Origin of the sequence: Streptomyces apricus, assembly GCF_008369065.1 — a bacterium.
Classification (GTDB): Bacteria; Actinomycetota; Actinomycetes; order Streptomycetales; family Streptomycetaceae; genus Streptomyces; species Streptomyces apricus.
Genome location: NZ_VDFC01000046.1, coordinates 709,809 through 724,369, shown reverse-complemented (window position 1 = coordinate 724,369; position 14,561 = coordinate 709,809). Strand labels below are relative to the sequence as shown.

General features: G+C 71.0%; 14 protein-coding genes and 1 riboswitch. Of the genes, 11 read left to right on the top strand and 3 right to left on the bottom strand.

The annotated features are described in order from the left end of the window. Positions 1-67 precede the first annotated feature (67 nt). The gene (locus FGF04_RS23350; protein WP_149513237.1) at positions 68-469 is read right to left on the bottom strand and encodes a DNA-binding transcriptional response regulator; all 402 of its coding nucleotides are present in this window, start codon (positions 467-469) and stop codon (positions 68-70) included. Positions 470-669: 200 nt separating this feature from the next. On the opposite strand from FGF04_RS23350, the gene ctaE reads away from it, so the two are divergent. From ctaE to FGF04_RS23320, 6 genes are all read left to right on the top strand, one after another. Continuing rightward, positions 670-1,290, top strand: a complete 621-nt coding sequence (ctaE, locus tag FGF04_RS23345) for an aa3-type cytochrome oxidase subunit III (protein WP_149513236.1) — start codon at positions 670-672, stop codon at positions 1,288-1,290. A 65-nt stretch (positions 1,291-1,355) separates the two neighbouring features. Beyond that, positions 1,356-2,165 carry a cytochrome bc1 complex diheme cytochrome c subunit gene (gene qcrC / locus FGF04_RS23340; protein WP_149513235.1) on the top strand — a complete coding sequence of 270 codons (810 nt, stop codon included), beginning with the start codon at positions 1,356-1,358 and terminating at the stop codon, positions 2,163-2,165. Next, a complete protein-coding gene (qcrA, locus tag FGF04_RS23335; RefSeq protein WP_149513234.1) occupies positions 2,162-3,229 on the top strand; it encodes a cytochrome bc1 complex Rieske iron-sulfur subunit in 1,068 nt (355 codons plus the stop codon). The genes qcrC and qcrA overlap by 4 nt, the downstream gene beginning before the upstream one ends. Next, the gene (gene qcrB, locus FGF04_RS23330) at positions 3,226-4,863 is read left to right on the top strand and encodes a cytochrome bc1 complex cytochrome b subunit (RefSeq protein ID WP_149513233.1); all 1,638 of its coding nucleotides are present in this window, start codon (positions 3,226-3,228) and stop codon (positions 4,861-4,863) included. The genes qcrA and qcrB overlap by 4 nt, the downstream gene beginning before the upstream one ends. Before the next feature lie 142 nt (positions 4,864-5,005). After that, a complete protein-coding gene (gene trpD, locus FGF04_RS23325; protein ID WP_149513232.1) occupies positions 5,006-6,070 on the top strand; it encodes an anthranilate phosphoribosyltransferase in 1,065 nt (354 codons plus the stop codon). A 188-nt stretch (positions 6,071-6,258) separates the two neighbouring features. Continuing rightward, positions 6,259-6,375: riboswitch (SAM riboswitch) on the top strand. Positions 6,376-6,555: 180 nt separating this feature from the next. Further along, positions 6,556-7,935, top strand: coding sequence for an aminotransferase class V-fold PLP-dependent enzyme (locus tag FGF04_RS23320; protein ID WP_149513231.1), 1,380 nt, complete (start codon positions 6,556-6,558; stop codon positions 7,933-7,935). Between the two features lie 3 nt (positions 7,936-7,938). Here the strand turns inward: FGF04_RS23320 and FGF04_RS23315 are convergent, their stop codons facing one another. Then, positions 7,939-8,220, bottom strand: a complete 282-nt coding sequence (locus FGF04_RS23315; RefSeq protein WP_149513230.1) for an Lrp/AsnC family transcriptional regulator — start codon at positions 8,218-8,220, stop codon at positions 7,939-7,941. Then, complete coding sequence (locus tag FGF04_RS23310) at positions 8,217-8,975, bottom strand: rhomboid family intramembrane serine protease (protein ID WP_149513229.1); 759 nt, start codon at positions 8,973-8,975, stop codon at positions 8,217-8,219. Before FGF04_RS23310 ends, FGF04_RS23315 begins: the two co-directional genes overlap by 4 nt. 157 nt (positions 8,976-9,132) lie before the next feature. On the opposite strand from FGF04_RS23310, the gene FGF04_RS23305 reads away from it, so the two are divergent. From FGF04_RS23305 to FGF04_RS40175, 5 genes are all read left to right on the top strand, one after another. After that, positions 9,133-9,372 (top strand): hypothetical protein, encoded by a 240-nt coding sequence (locus FGF04_RS23305; RefSeq protein WP_149513228.1) that lies wholly within the window; start codon positions 9,133-9,135, stop codon positions 9,370-9,372. 35 nt (positions 9,373-9,407) lie between these two features. Continuing rightward, on the top strand, positions 9,408-10,757 hold the full coding sequence (locus FGF04_RS23300) for an NYN domain-containing protein (protein WP_149513227.1): 1,350 nt from the start codon (positions 9,408-9,410) through the stop codon (positions 10,755-10,757). Between the two features lie 354 nt (positions 10,758-11,111). After that, positions 11,112-12,149: a C40 family peptidase gene (locus FGF04_RS23295; RefSeq protein ID WP_235882448.1), complete on the top strand. Its 1,038-nt coding sequence runs from the start codon at positions 11,112-11,114 to the stop codon at positions 12,147-12,149. A 232-nt stretch (positions 12,150-12,381) separates the two neighbouring features. Continuing rightward, entirely contained in the window at positions 12,382-13,407 is a 1,026-nt protein-coding gene (locus tag FGF04_RS23290) for a C40 family peptidase (protein WP_149513225.1), read from the top strand. Positions 13,408-13,439: 32 nt separating this feature from the next. Next, positions 13,440-14,561, top strand: a 1,122-nt coding sequence (locus FGF04_RS40175; protein WP_188114191.1) for a hypothetical protein, incomplete at its 3' end; no start/stop codon positions are given.

Here is a 14,561-nt window from a genome sequence, read left to right as displayed (position 1 = left end):
CGCGGGGAACTGCGCGACCGGCCACACACGGCCCGCAGCCGCCCCACCACCAGAAGCCGAACGGCGCCTACGCGCTCAAGGCCCGCTTACTGCGGAGCAGCCCGGCCAGCGCGGAAGCGAACTCCACCGGCTCCACCGGCAGCGTCACCGCCGCCTCGGCCCGGCTCCACGTGGCGAGCCACGCGTCCTGCGGCCGCCCGATCAGCAGCAGCACCGGCGGGCAGTCGAAGATCTCGTCCTTGATCTGCCGGCAGATCCCCATCCCGCCCGCGGGGGCCGCCTCACCGTCCAGCACGCACACGTCGATGCCGCCGCGGTCGAGCTCCTTGATCACCGCGGCGGGGGTGGCGCACTCGACGAACTCCACCTGGGGGACGTCGGTGGCGGGCCTGCGCCCCGTGGCGAGCCGCACCTGTTCGCGGGTGTTGGAGTCGTCGCTGTAGACCAGCACCGTTGCGGTCGGCTGCATTCTTCCTCCGGGACGTCAGCGTCGTAGAGCACAGAGCAGAGACAGGGACGGACACAGTCCGATGCGCGGATGCTACTCCCTCGATCACGTGCTCCACACCGGTTCGGACACGGCTTCGATGGGCCATACGGGCTGGACACACACCACAGACACCCCGAACGGCACCCCCCGGGGTGAGGGCGGGATAAGCGACCGACATAATGTCGGTCGTGGCGACAGCAACGACAGTAGATACCGGGCACGCGCACCCGTCGGTCAATCGGCCGAACCTCACCAGCGTCGGAACCATCATCTGGCTGAGTTCCGAGCTGATGTTCTTCGCGGCCCTCTTCGCGATGTACTTCACCATCCGATCGGTGACCGGTCCCGAACACTGGAAGGAAATGGCATCCGCCCTGAACTTCCCGTTCTCGGCGACCAACACCACGATCCTGGTGCTCTCCTCCCTGACCTGTCAGCTCGGCGTGTTCGCGGCCGAGCGCGGGGACGTGAAGAAGCTCCGGATGTGGTTCATCGTCACCTTCGTGATGGGTGCGATCTTCATCGGCGGCCAGGTGTACGAGTACACGGAGCTGGTCAAGCACGAGGGCCTGTCGCTCTCGTCCGACCCGTACGGCTCGGTGTTCTACCTGACCACCGGTTTCCACGGCCTGCACGTGACGGGTGGTCTCATCGCCTTCCTGCTGGTCCTCGGGCGCACCTACGCCGCCCGCAGGTTCACGCACGAGCAGGCGACCGCCGCAATCGTCGTGTCCTACTACTGGCACTTCGTCGATGTCGTCTGGATCGGCCTCTTCGCCACGATCTACATGATCAAGTAGCCGGGCCAGTTCCCGCGTACATTCCAGAAGCATCGACGCAGAAGATCCTGACACCGGGGTAATCCGTGAAAAAGCTCTCCGCACGACGACGCCATCCGCTGGCGGCGGTCGTCGTCCTACTCCTCGCGCTGGCGGCCACCGGGGGGCTGTACACCGCGTTCGCGCCCGCGGACAAGGCACAGGCAGAAACATCCGCCCAGTCCCTCGCCATCGACGAGGGCAAGAAGCTGTACGCCGTCGGCTGCGCCAGCTGCCACGGCACCGGCGGTCAGGGCACCACCGACGGTCCGAGCCTGGTGGGCGTGGGCGCCGCGGCCGTCGACTTCCAGGTCGGCACCGGCCGCATGCCGGCCCAGCAGCCCGGCGCGCAGGTGCCGGACAAGAAGAACATCTACTCGCAGGCCGAGATCGACCAGCTCGCGGCGTTCGTCGCCTCGCTCGGCGCCGGCCCCGCCGTGCCGACCGAGGAGCAGTACGACCCCAAGGGCGCGGACATCGCGGCCGGCGGCGAGCTCTTCCGCACCAACTGCGCCCAGTGCCACAACTTCACCGGCAAGGGCGGCGCGCTCACCGAGGGCAAGTACGCCCCGCCGCTGGACGACGTCGACCCGAAGTACATCTACGAGGCCATGCTGCACGGCCCGCAGAACATGCCGGTCTTCCCCGACACCACGCTGACGGAGAAGAACAAGAAGGACATCATCGCGTACCTCGACACGGTCAACAGCGATGACTCGGAGAGCCCCGGTGGTATGGAGCTGGGCGGCCTCGGGCCGGTCAGCGAAGGCCTCTTCGGCTGGATCTTCGGTCTCGGCGGGCTGATCGCCGTCGCCGTATGGGTCGCCGCCCGGACCGCAAAGGCCAAGAAGTCATGAGTAGCCAAGAGAACCCAGACGAGAACCTGCCCGCCGCGCGGGCCACCGACGGCCACGCGCACGGCGACGTGGGCGTGCCGGACGAGAAGCACCCCTTCGCGGACCCGGGTCTGCCGCCGCACCAGCACCGTATCCAGGACATCGACGAGCGGGCCGCCAAGCGGTCCGAGCGCACGGTCGCCCTGCTGTTCACGGTCTCGATGCTGGCCACGATCGGCTTCATCGCGTCCTTCGTGACGATCCCGGCCGACCGGATCGTCTACATCTTCCCGCTCGGCCACATCAGCGGTCTGAACTTCGCCCTGGGCATGACGCTCGGCCTGGCGCTGTTCTGCATCGGCGCGGGCGCGGTCCACTGGGCCCGCACCCTGATGTCCGACGAGGAGATCGCCGACGAGCGCCACGCGATCGAGGCCCCGCCCGAGGTCAAGGCCAAGGTCATGGCCGACTTCAAGCAGGGTGCCAAGGAGTCGGCGCTCGGCCGCCGCAAGCTGCTGCGCAACACGATGTTCGGCGCGCTGACCCTGTTCCCGCTGTCGGGCATCGTCCTGCTGCGCGACCTCGGTCCGCTGCCGGAGGACAAGCTGCGGCACACGCTGTGGTCCAAGGGCAAGCTGCTCGTCAACATGAACACCGACGAGCCGCTGCGTCCCTCCGACGTCACCGTGGGCTCGCTCACCTTCGCCAAGCCCGAGGGCCTGGAGGAGCACGACCACGACTTCCAGACCGAGATCGCCAAGGCGGCCCTGATGATCGTCCGGCTGCAGCCGGAGAACATCAAGGACAAGCGCGAGCTCGAATGGTCGCACGACGGTATCGTGGCGTACTCGAAGATCTGCACCCACGTCGGTTGCCCGATCTCGCTGTACGAGCAGCAGACGCACCACGTCCTCTGCCCGTGCCACCAGTCCACCTTCGACCTCTCCGACGGTGCCCGAGTGATCTTCGGCCCGGCCGGTCACCCCCTGCCGCAGCTGCGCATCGGTGTGAACGACGAGGGCTACCTCGAAGCGCTCGGCGACTTCGACGAGCCCGTCGGTCCTGCCTTCTGGGAGCGCGGATGAGCACTACGACCACCTCCGACTCGCGCTCGCGCGAGAAGGCGCCGGCCGGCGAGCGGGTCGCCGACTGGGCCGACGGCCGGCTGGGGATCTACTCCCTGGCCAAGGCCAACATGCGCAAGATCTTCCCGGACCACTGGTCCTTCATGCTGGGCGAGATCTGCCTCTACAGCTTCCTGATCATCATCCTCACGGGTGTGTACCTGACGCTGTTCTTCCACCCCTCGATGAACGAGATCGAGTACCACGGAAGCTACGTCCCGCTCCAGGGGCAGCTGATGTCGGAGGCCTTCGCCTCCACGCTGGACATCAGCTTCGACGTCCGCGGCGGTCTGCTCATCCGGCAGATCCACCACTGGGCGGCCATCGTCTTCCTGGCCGGCATGTTCGTGCACATGATGCGCGTGTTCTTCACCGGCGCGTTCCGCAAGCCGCGTGAGGTCAACTGGCTGTTCGGCTTCCTGCTGTTCGTCCTGGGCATGTTCACCGGGTTCACCGGCTACTCGCTCCCGGACGACCTGCTCTCCGGCACCGGCGTCCGCTTCACCCAGGGCGCCATCCTGTCGATGCCGATCGTCGGCACGTACATCTCGATGTTCCTGTTCGGCGGGGAGTTCCCGGGCGGCGACTTCGTCGCGCGGTTCTACTCGATCCACATCCTGCTGCTGCCCGGCATCATGCTGGGGCTCGTGGTCGCCCACCTGATCCTGGTCTTCTACCACAAGCACACCCAGTTCGCGGGTCCCGGCAGGACCAACAAGAACGTCGTCGGCATGCCGCTGCTGCCGGTCTACATGGCCAAGGCCGGAGGCTTCTTCTTCCTGGTCTTCGGGTTCATCGCCATGATGGCCGCGGTCGCGACCATCAACCCGATCTGGGTGCTCGGGCCCTACCGGCCGGACCAGGTGTCCACGGGCGCCCAGCCCGACTGGTACATGGGCTTCGCCGAGGGCCTGATCCGTGCGATGCCCGGCTGGGAGATCAACTTCTGGGGCCACACCCTGGTCCTCGGGGTGCTCATCCCGCTGGTGCTCTTCGGTGTCTTCCTGGCGGTCATCGCGCTCTACCCGTTCATCGAGTCCTGGGTCACCGGGGACAAGCGCGAGCACCACATCCTGGACCGCCCGCGCAACGCCCCGACCCGTACGGCCTTCGGTGTCGCCTGGATCACCGGGTACGTCATCATGCTGATCGGCGGTGGCAACGACATCGTCGCCACGCACTTCCACCTGTCGATCAACTCGGTCACCTGGTTCGTCCGGATCGGGTTCTTCGCCGGACCGGTCATCGCGTTCATCGTCACCAAGCGGATCTGCCTGGGCCTGCAGCGCCGGGACAAGGACAAGGTGCTGCACGGCCGCGAGTCGGGCATCATCAAGCGCCTGCCGCACGGTGAGTTCGTGGAGGTGCACGAGCCGCTCAGCCAGGAGGCCCTGCACACCCTCACGGCGCACGAGCAGTACCAGCCGGCCGAGATCGGCCCCGCGGTCGACGAGAACGGTGTCGAGCGCAAGGTGAAGGGACCGCAGAAGCTGCGGGCCAAGCTGAGCAACGCCTACTACGGCGAGGACAGCCAGATCCCGAAGCCCACCGCCGAGGAGTACAAGGAGATCACGAGCGGCCACGGCCACCACTGATCCCCGACCTGTCCGCCACCGCAGGAGCCCCGTCCGGTACCTGGACGGGGCTCTTCGCCGTCCCGGGGCTGGATAGGGTGGAACCGTCCCCGACCCCGTACGGACCCCCGTACGTCCACGCACACGAATTCAGGAGCGGCAGATGAGCGCTGTGACCCCCGCCGGAGGCGACTTCGCGGCGGGCCGTTCCTGGCCCGCCCTCCTGAACGGCCTGCTGGAGGGGCGCGACCTGAGCGCCGACGACACGGCCTGGGCGATGGACCTGATCATGCGGGGCGAGGCGACCGACGCCCAGATCGCCGGGTTCGCGGTGGCACTGCGGGCCAAGGGCGAGACCGTCGACGAGATCTCCGGCATGGTCCGCACGATGTACGCGCACGCCAACGTGATCGAGGTGCCGGGGGAGACCGTCGACATCGTCGGCACGGGCGGCGACGGCGCGAAGACCGTCAACATCTCCACGATGTCGGCCGTCGTCATCGCCGGCACGGGCGCCAAGGTCGTCAAGCACGGCAACCGCGCCGCCTCCTCCGCGTCCGGCGCCTCGGACGTCCTGGAGAAGCTCGGCGTCAACCTGGAGCTGACCCCGCGGCGGGTGGCCGAGGTGGCCGAGGAGGCCGGGATCACCTTCTGCTTCGCGGTGAAGTTCCACCCGGCGCTGCGCCATGTGGCGGCGGCGCGGGGGCAGCTGGGCATCCGCACGACGTTCAACTTCCTCGGCCCGCTCACCAACCCGGCCCGCGTCAGGTCCCAGGCGGTCGGGGTCGCGCACGCGCCCATGGCGCCCATCGTGGCCGGGGTCCTCGCGGAGCGCGGCAACTCCTCGCTCGTCTTCCGCGGCGACGACGGGCTCGACGAGCTGACCACCACGGCCACGTCCCGGGTGTGGGTCGTCCGGGACGGGAAGGTGCGGGAGGAGGCCTTCGACCCGCGGGACGTCGGGATCGACCTGGTGCCGGTGGAGGCGCTGCGGGGGGCCGACGCCGCGTACAACGCGGAGGTCGCGCGCCGGTTGCTGGGGGGTGAGCGGGGGCCCGTGCGGGATGCGGTGCTGCTCAACTCGGCGGCGGCGCTGGTGGCCCTGTCGCCGGGCCCGGGCCCTCTCGCGGATCAGCTCCGGGCGGGGATGGCTCGCGCCGCGGAGGCGATCGATTCGGGGGCCGCTTTGAAGGTGCTTGAGCGGTGGGTTGCCGCGTCCAACTCGTAGGACGTCGGGTGCGGGTCGGTGGGGGCTTGTCGCGCAGTTCCCCGCGCCCCTGAAAGATTGCGCAGTTCCCCGCGCCCCCAGGTACCCAGGGGCGCGGGGAACTGCGCGATCGGCCCCCACCGACCCGCACTGTTCCGTCATGCGGACAGCGGGTTGCGTCGTGGTGATCGTATGGCAAGATGCTGGCAGGTCATGAGTGACAGTCATGAGGCCCCGGCCGACTGTCCGGCAACCCTCCGTCCGTGGCGGGGTGCCCCGGGTGAAGACCAGGTCGTAGGCAGTGAGGTCTACGGCAAGCGCGGACCCCTCGCCGCTCGCTGGAGCGGGGACACCAGGGGTCCTGGTCGTTCGAGGGAGCCTTACATGAGCAAGCGAATGCGATAGGGCGCCGAGCCCCACCTCCGCGTACCCCTTTCCCCGTTCACTTCCCTGTGCCGTGCGCCGCCCGCCGGCCCAGTGGTTCCGCCTGCCCACAGGAGCTCGCCATGTCTGTCTCCACCGCTGCCGCCGACCGGACCGCCCCCTGTGCCACCGCCGCCTCCGCGCCCCTGCCGGTGCTCGGCCGCGACGTCACCGTCCCGCTCGTGACCGGCGGCGAGGTCACCTACGCCGCCCTCGACTACGCCGCCAGCGCCCCCGCCCTCCAGCGGGTGTGGGACGACGTGGCCGCGTACGCCCCGTACTACGGCAGCGTGCACCGCGGGGCCGGCTACCTCTCCCAGCTCTCCACGGACCTCTTCGAGAACGCCCGCAGGACCGTGGGCGAGTTCCTCGACTGCCGCGACGGCGACGAGGTCGTCTTCACCCGGTCCACCACCGACTCGCTGAACCTCCTGGCCGCCGCCCTCCCCGCCGACTGCCAGGTCTTCGTCTTCGAGACCGAGCACCACGCGTCGCTGCTGCCGTGGCAGGACGCCCGCGTCACCTACCTCGACGCGCCGCGCACCCCGGGCGAGGCCGTCGCCACCCTGGAGCGGGCCCTCGCGGAGCGCGACCCGCAGGGCCCGGCCCTGGTGTGCGTCACGGGCGCCTCGAACGTCACCGGCGAACTGTGGCCCGTACGGGAACTGGCCGCCGCCGCCCACGCGCACGGCGCCCGGATCGTGCTCGACGCCGCCCAGCTCGCCCCCCACCACCCGGTCTCCGTACGGGAGCTGGACTTGGACTGGGTCGCGTTCTCCGGGCACAAGCTGTACGCGCCGTTCGGCTCGGGCGTGCTCGCGGGACGCTTCGACTGGCTGCGCGAGGCCGACCCGTACCTCGCGGGCGGCGGTGCCTCGCGCACGGTGTCGCGGCGTACGGACGGCGGCGTGGACGTCGAGTGGCACGAGAGCGCCGCCCGCCACGAGGCCGGCTCGCCCAACGTCATCGGCGCCTACGCCGTCGCCTCCGCGTGCAAGGCCCTCACCGAGGCCGGCTTCGACGCCCTGGTCGCCCGTGAGCAGCACCTCGTGGACACCGTCCGCCGGGGTCTGGCCGAGGTGCCCGAGGTGCGCGTCCTGTCGCTCTTCGGGGACGACGCCCCGCGTGTCGGCGTGATCTCGTTCGTCGTCGAGGGCTGGAACAGCTCGCACTTCGCCGCCGCGCTCTCCGCGGAGTACGGCATCGGTGTCCGCGACGGCCTCTTCTGCGCCCACCCGCTGCTGCGCACGCTCCTCGGCAGCGACCCGCAGGCGCAGGGCGAGTGCGGCGCTCCCGAGGCCGCGCCCGGCGAGAAGTCGCTGAACGCCGTCCGCGTCAGCTTCGGCGCGGGCACCCCCGACGAGCACGTGGAGCGGTTCCTGCGGGCGGTCAAGGAGCTCGTCACGAACGGCGCCAGCTGGACCTACCGCACGGAGAACGGCCGCTGCGTTCCCGCCGCCTAGGGGCTAGTCGTCGCCTCCGATGGCGAACGCCGCCTCCAGGTCGTGCTGGGAGTACGTGCGGAACGCCACGTGCGTGTCCGTCCCCTCCACCCCCGGGATCTTGCTGATCCGGCCGGGGATGACGTCGGCCAGGTCGTCGTGGGCCCGTACCCGGACCATGGCGATCAGGTCGTACGTGCCGGTGACGGAGAAGACCTCGCTGACGCTGTCCAGCGCCGCGATCGACTCGGCGATCTCGGGAATCCGGTCCACGCTGGTCTTGATGAGCACGATCGCGGTGATCACGGCTGGTTTTCTCCCTGGGTGGCCGGCGCTGGGGATTTCACTCTAGCCGGACGCCCGTACCGCACCCACGCCCACAGGAAGCCCGCCGAGAAGCCCAGCAGGTGGGCCAGGTAGGCGACGCCGGGGCCCTGGGTCGCGCGGCCCGCGGCCAGCCACTGCAGGGAGACCCAGAAGGGCAGGACCACCCAGGCGGGGAACCGCAGGGGCAGGAAGAAGAGGAACGGGAAGAGACTGGTCACCCTGGCTTTGGGGAACAGGTAGAGGAACGCGCCGAGGACCGCGGAGATCGCCCCGGACGCGCCGACGAGGGTCTGCGCCGAACCGGCGTGGGCGCCCGCGTAGCCCAGCAGGGCGAGGTAGCCGCAGCCCAGGTAGAAGAGGGCGAACCGCAAACGGCCCATCCTCTCCTCGACCATCGCCCCGAAGACGTAGAGGAAGAGCATGTTCCCCAGCAGATGCAGCCAGCTGCCGTGCACGAAGAGCGCGGTGGCGGGGGTGCCGAGGGCCCGCGGCGTCCCCCGGAACAGCTCGACGGGCACCACCCCCCACCGCTCGAAGTAGGCCCGCTGTGCGGAGAGCAGCTCGTCACCGGTGCCGTACGCGGGGGAGAGCCCCGAGGCCGGCCCGATCACGAAGACCAGGCAGCACACGGCGATCAGCCCGTGGGTCACCGGAGCGGGCTCACTCCGCAGGGATCTGACCGCCCTGACCGTCCCGGCCGTCCTGCCGGTGGACCTGCCCCAGTTGCCGAACATGCACAGAGCATGACGTAACGGGACCCAACCGTGCAGAGTGCCTCGCCGCTTCCGCCGGACGGGCGTCGAGTACCCGCCAGGCCGTAGGGTTACGAGCCATACGCTCCAGGGAAACTGGTGCGACACGGAGACACACGGAAAGAGAGCGACTGCCACGATGACGGTTCCCCTGCCGACCGCCGAGACCCGGTGGCGCTGCACGCTCTGCGGCAACCTCACGCGCTTCGACGTGACGCGTTCGTCGAAGGTCGTCGAGTACGTGCACCTGGATCTGGCCGGGGAACCCAGCGTCGAGGAGCGGGACGTGGTCAGTGAGACCATCGAGTCCGTGCGCTGCCGCTGGTGCAACGCGGTGGATCAGGTGGAACTGGTGGACAGGCCGGGCGCCCGCTCCTGACGGGAGCGGGCCCCGCACGGACGATGGGGTGAAGGATGGTGGAGACCGCGGGCGCGCAGCCGGACGACGGCGACGCCGAGGTGCTCGACCGTCCGCTGCCCGACGGCGTGCGCCGCAGGGTCGTCCAGATCGTCTCGGACGGCTTCGGCGGCCTGACCGTGTCCGAACTGCCCGTCCAGCTGCGGCAGTACGCCCGCTTCGCCCCCAACCGCCGCGCCAAGTTCGCGGGCACCGCCATGGCGGCGGCGATGGAGACCGACCCGCTCTTCAGACAGCGCATCGCCGAGAAGCTCAGGGACGCGCAGCCCGAGCTCGCCGGCGCCCTCGACTCCGGTGCGCCGCCCCCGGCCGCGGACCCGCTGGACGTGGCGGCCGCGGCCTACGTGCTGCGGCCCCCGGGCTGGGTGAAGCTGGTGACCGCCGCGGGCGAGGAGGCCCTGCGGGCGGACGCCGAGCGGGCCGACGAGGAGAGCCGTGCCGAGCTGGAGCGGCTGCGCGAGGAGCTCGCCGGGGCCCGCGACCAGACCCGTGCCGAGACGGAGCGGCTGCGCGCCGAACTGGACGCGGCGAAGAAGGAAGCGGAATCGCTTCACCGCAAGCTGCGCGGAGCCCTCAGCGACGTCAAGCGGGGCGAGGCGGCGCTGCGCAAGCTGCGCGCCGAGATGGAGTCCGCGCGCGGTGAGGGGCAGGCCCAGGTGTCGGCCGCCGAGAGCGAGACCCGCCGTCTGAAGCAGCGGCTCGGTGAGGTCGAGGCCTCCCTGGAGGCGACCCGCCGCGCGGCGCGCGAGGGGCGCAGCGTCGAGGACATGCGCGTACGGCTGCTCCTGGACACCGTGCTCGACGCGGCGCAGGGGCTGCGGCGCGAACTGGCCCTGCCACCGGTGTCGGTGCGGCCCGCGGAGACCGTGGACGCGGTGGAACCGGGGCGCATGACGCCGAAGGACATCGCGGCCCGGGCGCTGTCCGACAGCGACCCCGCCGTCCTGGACCAGCTGCTGGCGCTGCCGCAGGCGCACCTGGTCGTCGACGGCTACAACGTCACCAAGACCGGCTATCCGCAGATGCCGCTGGAGAAGCAGCGGCTGCGCCTGCTCGGCCAGCTCTCGCAGCTCGCCGCGCAGACCGGCGCCGAGGTCACCTGCGTCTTCGACGGGGCCGAGCTGGCCGCGCCGGTGCTGCTCGCGCCGCCGCGCGGGGTGCGGGTGCTGTTCTCCAAACCGGGCGTCACCGCGGACGAACTGATCCGCCAGCTGGTGCGCGCGGAACCGCCGGGGCGGCCGGTCATCGTCGTCTCCACCGACCGTGAGGTGGCCGACGGCGTGGCGGCCGCGGGCGCCCGTCCGGTGGCCTCCGCGGTGCTGCTCAAGCGCCTCTCGCGGGGTTGAGGACCGCCCTTCGTGGGCACCCCGGTCAGGTCGGTCGATCCGGCCCGCCGTTCCGTCCCGTACGTCATATAGGTGCCGGACGTCCCAAGAGCAACACATGGTCAGGTTGCCCGAATTGGCGAAACCTTCACGCAACGTAGCGTCAATCGAACATCACTGCACGTGAGTTGTGAGCAAAGAATACGACCGGTGACCGAGATTTTTCCTGAGAGGATTTGAACTGATCACAGGGTCATCACTAGGGTCAGGCCTCGAACCTCCGCTCGGGTGATCACTCATTGGGAGTGACGGCGGAGGGGCACCGCACACCGGCGTCCTCGGTGGGCGGCTGAGGTAATGAAGGAGCTCGCCTCCGTGGCGTCCCACCGTCGACCGAAGCAGCCGAGCCGCACCCGCGTGACCGTGCTCACCACCGTTGCCACCGCGGCCGTCGCCCTCAGCGCGCAGGCGGCCAACGCCGCGCCCGGCGAGAAGCCCAGCAAGGACGAGGTCAAGGCGAAGGTCGACAAGCTCTACGAAGAGGTCGAGCGCGCCACCGACAAGGCCAACGGCGCCGAGGAGAAGCAGGAGAAGCTGGAGAAGGAGATCGACACCCTCCAGGACCAGGTCGCCCGCGGCCAGGACGATCTCAACTCCATGCGCGACGGCCTCGGTCTGATGGCCAGCTCCCAGTACCGCACGGGCGCCATCGACCCCTCCGTGCAGCTCTTCCTCTCCGCCGACCCGGACGACTACCTCGACAAGGCGTCCACCATCGACCAGTTGAGCGCCCAGCAGGTCGAGGCGCTCAAGAAGGTCCAGGAGAAGCAGCGGGTCCTCGCCCAGCAGCGCGAGGAGGCGGCCGGCAAGCTCAAGCAGCTCTCCGACACCCGCGAGACGCTGGCCAAGAAGAAGAAGGAAGTCCAGAGCAAGCTCGCCGACGCGCAGAAGCTGCTCAACAGCCTCACCGCCGCCGAGAAGGCGGCCATCGCCGCCGACGAGCAGCGCGCCAGCCGTGACGCCGGCGACCGCGTCGAGCTCGACACCGGCAACGAGGTCGCGGGCTCCAACTACGGCGCCGCCGCCCTCGCCGCCGCGCGGACCCAGATGGGCAAGCCGTACGTCTCCGGCGGCAGCGGCCCCAACTCGTACGACTGCTCCGGTCTGACGCAGTGGGCGTACGGCCAGGCCGGTGTGTCGATCACCCGGACCACGTACACCCAGCAGAACGACGGCACGAAGATCGGCCGCGACGCGCTCAAGCCGGGCGACCTGGTCTTCTTCAACAGCCTCGCGCACGTCGGCCTGTACGCCGGCAACGGCGTGGTGCTGCACGCCCCGAAGCCGGGCGCCGTCGTCCGCCTGGAGTCGATGAGCACGATCGGCTCCTTCCAGTTCGGCGTCCGCGTCTGACGCACGCTCCTCCGGGGCCTCCCGGAGGATGATCGCCGCGCCGCCCGAACGGGCGAATTCCCGTGGCCCCCGCTGACCCCACGCCCCGCTGATGACCTGCGTCTGAGGCGGGGCGTCACGCTGTGTGCACGCGATGGTCTTTGGTCACCGCGCAGTCGCACGGCTACTGTCTGCCGGGTTTCCCCCAACACCGGGGGACCGACAGACCGTCAGCGGAAGGGAGCGGCTTCCTTTGGGGTTCCATCGCCGCCCAGCACCGTCCGGCCTCGACCGGGGCGCCCGAGGCGCCGCCCTCTGCGCGCTGACCGCCGCGGCCGCGGCCCTCGGTGCTCTGGCCCCGCCCGCCGGCGCCGCGCCGCATGCACCGCAGGACGACCGGCGGGCCGAGGTGGACCGCCTGTACGAGGAGGCCGAGCACGCCACCGAGTCGTACAACGAGGCCGACGAACGCGCCGACCTCCTGCACGAGCAGGTCGGCACGGCACAGGACCGGATCGCCCGCCAGCAGGAGCGCATCAACACCATGCGGGACGCGCTCGGTTCGCTCGCCGGGGCGCAGTACCGCTCCGGCGGCCTCGACCCGTCGCTGGCGCTGATGTTCTCCGACGACCCCGACGAGTACCTCGACAAGGCGGCCGCGCTCGACCGCATCGGCGCCCGCCAGGCCGGTGAACTAAAGGAACTGCAGACCGCGATGCGCGACCTCGCCCAGGACCGGGCGGAGGCGACCCGCAAGCTCGCCGAACTGGACCGCAGCCGCAAGGCCGTCGCCCGCCACAAACGCACCGTCGAGCGGAAGCTGACCGAGGCGCGCCGGCTGCTCGACACGATGCCCGATGCCGACCGCGCCGCCTACGACCGGGCCTCCCGCGGCGGCCGCACCCCCGACCTGACCGGCGCCGTGCCCTCCTCGGGCCGGGCCGCCGCGGCCGTCGCCGCGGCCCGCTCGGCGCTCGGCCGCCCCTACGTCTGGGGCGCCAACGGCCCCTCGGGGTTCGACTGTTCGGGCCTCATGCAGTGGTCGTACGGGCAGGCCGGCGTCGGTCTGCCGCGCACCTCGCAGGCCCAGGCGCACGCCGGACGGCAGGTCCCGCTCTCCCAGGCACAACCCGGCGACCTCGTCACCTACCGGGACGACGCCAGCCACGTGGGGATGTACGTCGGCAACGGCCAGGTGATCCACGCGCCCTACCCGGGCGCCCCCGTGCGCTACGACCCGGTGGGCATGATGCCCGTCTCCGCCGTGACGCGCCCCTGACCTGACGGGCCGGGCGCCGTACGATCAGGATCGTGGCTGGTCGTGGACGTGCGCCGAAATGGATCGTGGGACTGCTGCTGGCCGCCCTGGCCACGGCGACCGCTCCGGTCGGCTGCGGCGCCCCCGCGGACACCGACGCCGCGCCCGCCGACGTCCGGCGGGTGCTGGACCGGCGGGCGGCGGCGGTGCGCGACGGCAGCGAGCAGGCCTTCGTGACGACCGCGGCGCCGGGCCCGGCGGCCGGCGGCGCCCGGGCCGGGGCGCGCGCCCAGTTCAGGAACCTGAAGGCGGTCCCGCTGGCCGGCTGGTCCTACCGCGTGACCGGCTTCCACCGCTCCGGCGACCGCGCCACGGCCGACGCCGAGCTGCGCTACCGCATCGACGGCCACGACCGGGCGCCCGTCGTCACCGGCCGCACGCTGGGCCTCACCCGCGTCGACGGCCGCTGGTACGTGAGCGCCGACCGGCCCGCCGAGAACTCCCCCCGGCAGCTGTGGGAACAGGGCGCCGTGTCCGTCGTACGCGGTGCGCACAGCCTCGTCCTGGGGGTCGGGCAGTCCCGCGGCGCGCTGCGCGGCTACGCGGGGCTGGCGGACCGCGCGGTGCCCGCCGTGTCCCGGGCGTGGCGCGGGGACTGGCCGGAGCGGGTCGTCGTCCTCGTCCCCGCGTCGCTGGAGGACATGGCGGAGCTGCTGGGGGCGCCCGCGTCCGGGTACCGGGGGATCGCGGCGGTCACCACGGGCGAGACGGGGGCTCCCGGGAAGGCGCCCGCCGACCGGATCATCGTGAACCCCGAGGCGTACGGGATGCTGGGTTCCTTCGGCCGGCAGGTCGTGCTCACGCACGAGACCACCCATGTCGCCACCCGCGCCGCGACCTCGGCGGCGACCCCGCTGTGGCTGTCGGAGGGGTACGCGGACTGGGTCGGCTACCGCGGCACCGGCCGCTCGGCGCGGCAGGCCGCCCCCGAACTGACGCGCGCGGTGACCGAAGGGCGGGTCCCGGCCGCACTGCCCGCCGACGGGGACTTCGGCTTCGGCGGGGACGCCGGGAAGCTGGCCCGGGCGTACGAGTCGGGGTGGCTGGCCTGCCGGATGATCGCCGAGCGGTGGGGCGAGGCACGGCTGGGGGAGTTCTACCGGACCGTGGGGGCG

Excerpts from the sequence above, each read along its gene's own strand:
- FGF04_RS23350 (WP_149513237.1), bottom strand. The coding sequence starts at position 469 with ATGCAGCCGACCGCAACGGTGCTGGTCTACAGCGACGACTCCAACACC.
- qcrB (WP_149513233.1), top strand. The coding sequence starts at position 3,226 with ATGAGCACTACGACCACCTCCGACTCGCGCTCGCGCGAGAAGGCGCCG.
- FGF04_RS23305 (WP_149513228.1), top strand. The coding sequence starts at position 9,133 with ATGACGGTTCCCCTGCCGACCGCCGAGACCCGGTGGCGCTGCACGCTC.
- FGF04_RS23300 (WP_149513227.1), top strand. The coding sequence starts at position 9,408 with ATGGTGGAGACCGCGGGCGCGCAGCCGGACGACGGCGACGCCGAGGTG.
- qcrA (WP_149513234.1), top strand. The coding sequence starts at position 2,162 with ATGAGTAGCCAAGAGAACCCAGACGAGAACCTGCCCGCCGCGCGGGCC.
- trpD (WP_149513232.1), top strand. The coding sequence starts at position 5,006 with ATGAGCGCTGTGACCCCCGCCGGAGGCGACTTCGCGGCGGGCCGTTCC.
- FGF04_RS23310 (WP_149513229.1), bottom strand. The coding sequence starts at position 8,975 with ATGTTCGGCAACTGGGGCAGGTCCACCGGCAGGACGGCCGGGACGGTC.
- ctaE (WP_149513236.1), top strand. The coding sequence starts at position 670 with ATGTCGGTCGTGGCGACAGCAACGACAGTAGATACCGGGCACGCGCAC.
- FGF04_RS23320 (WP_149513231.1), top strand. The coding sequence starts at position 6,556 with ATGTCTGTCTCCACCGCTGCCGCCGACCGGACCGCCCCCTGTGCCACC.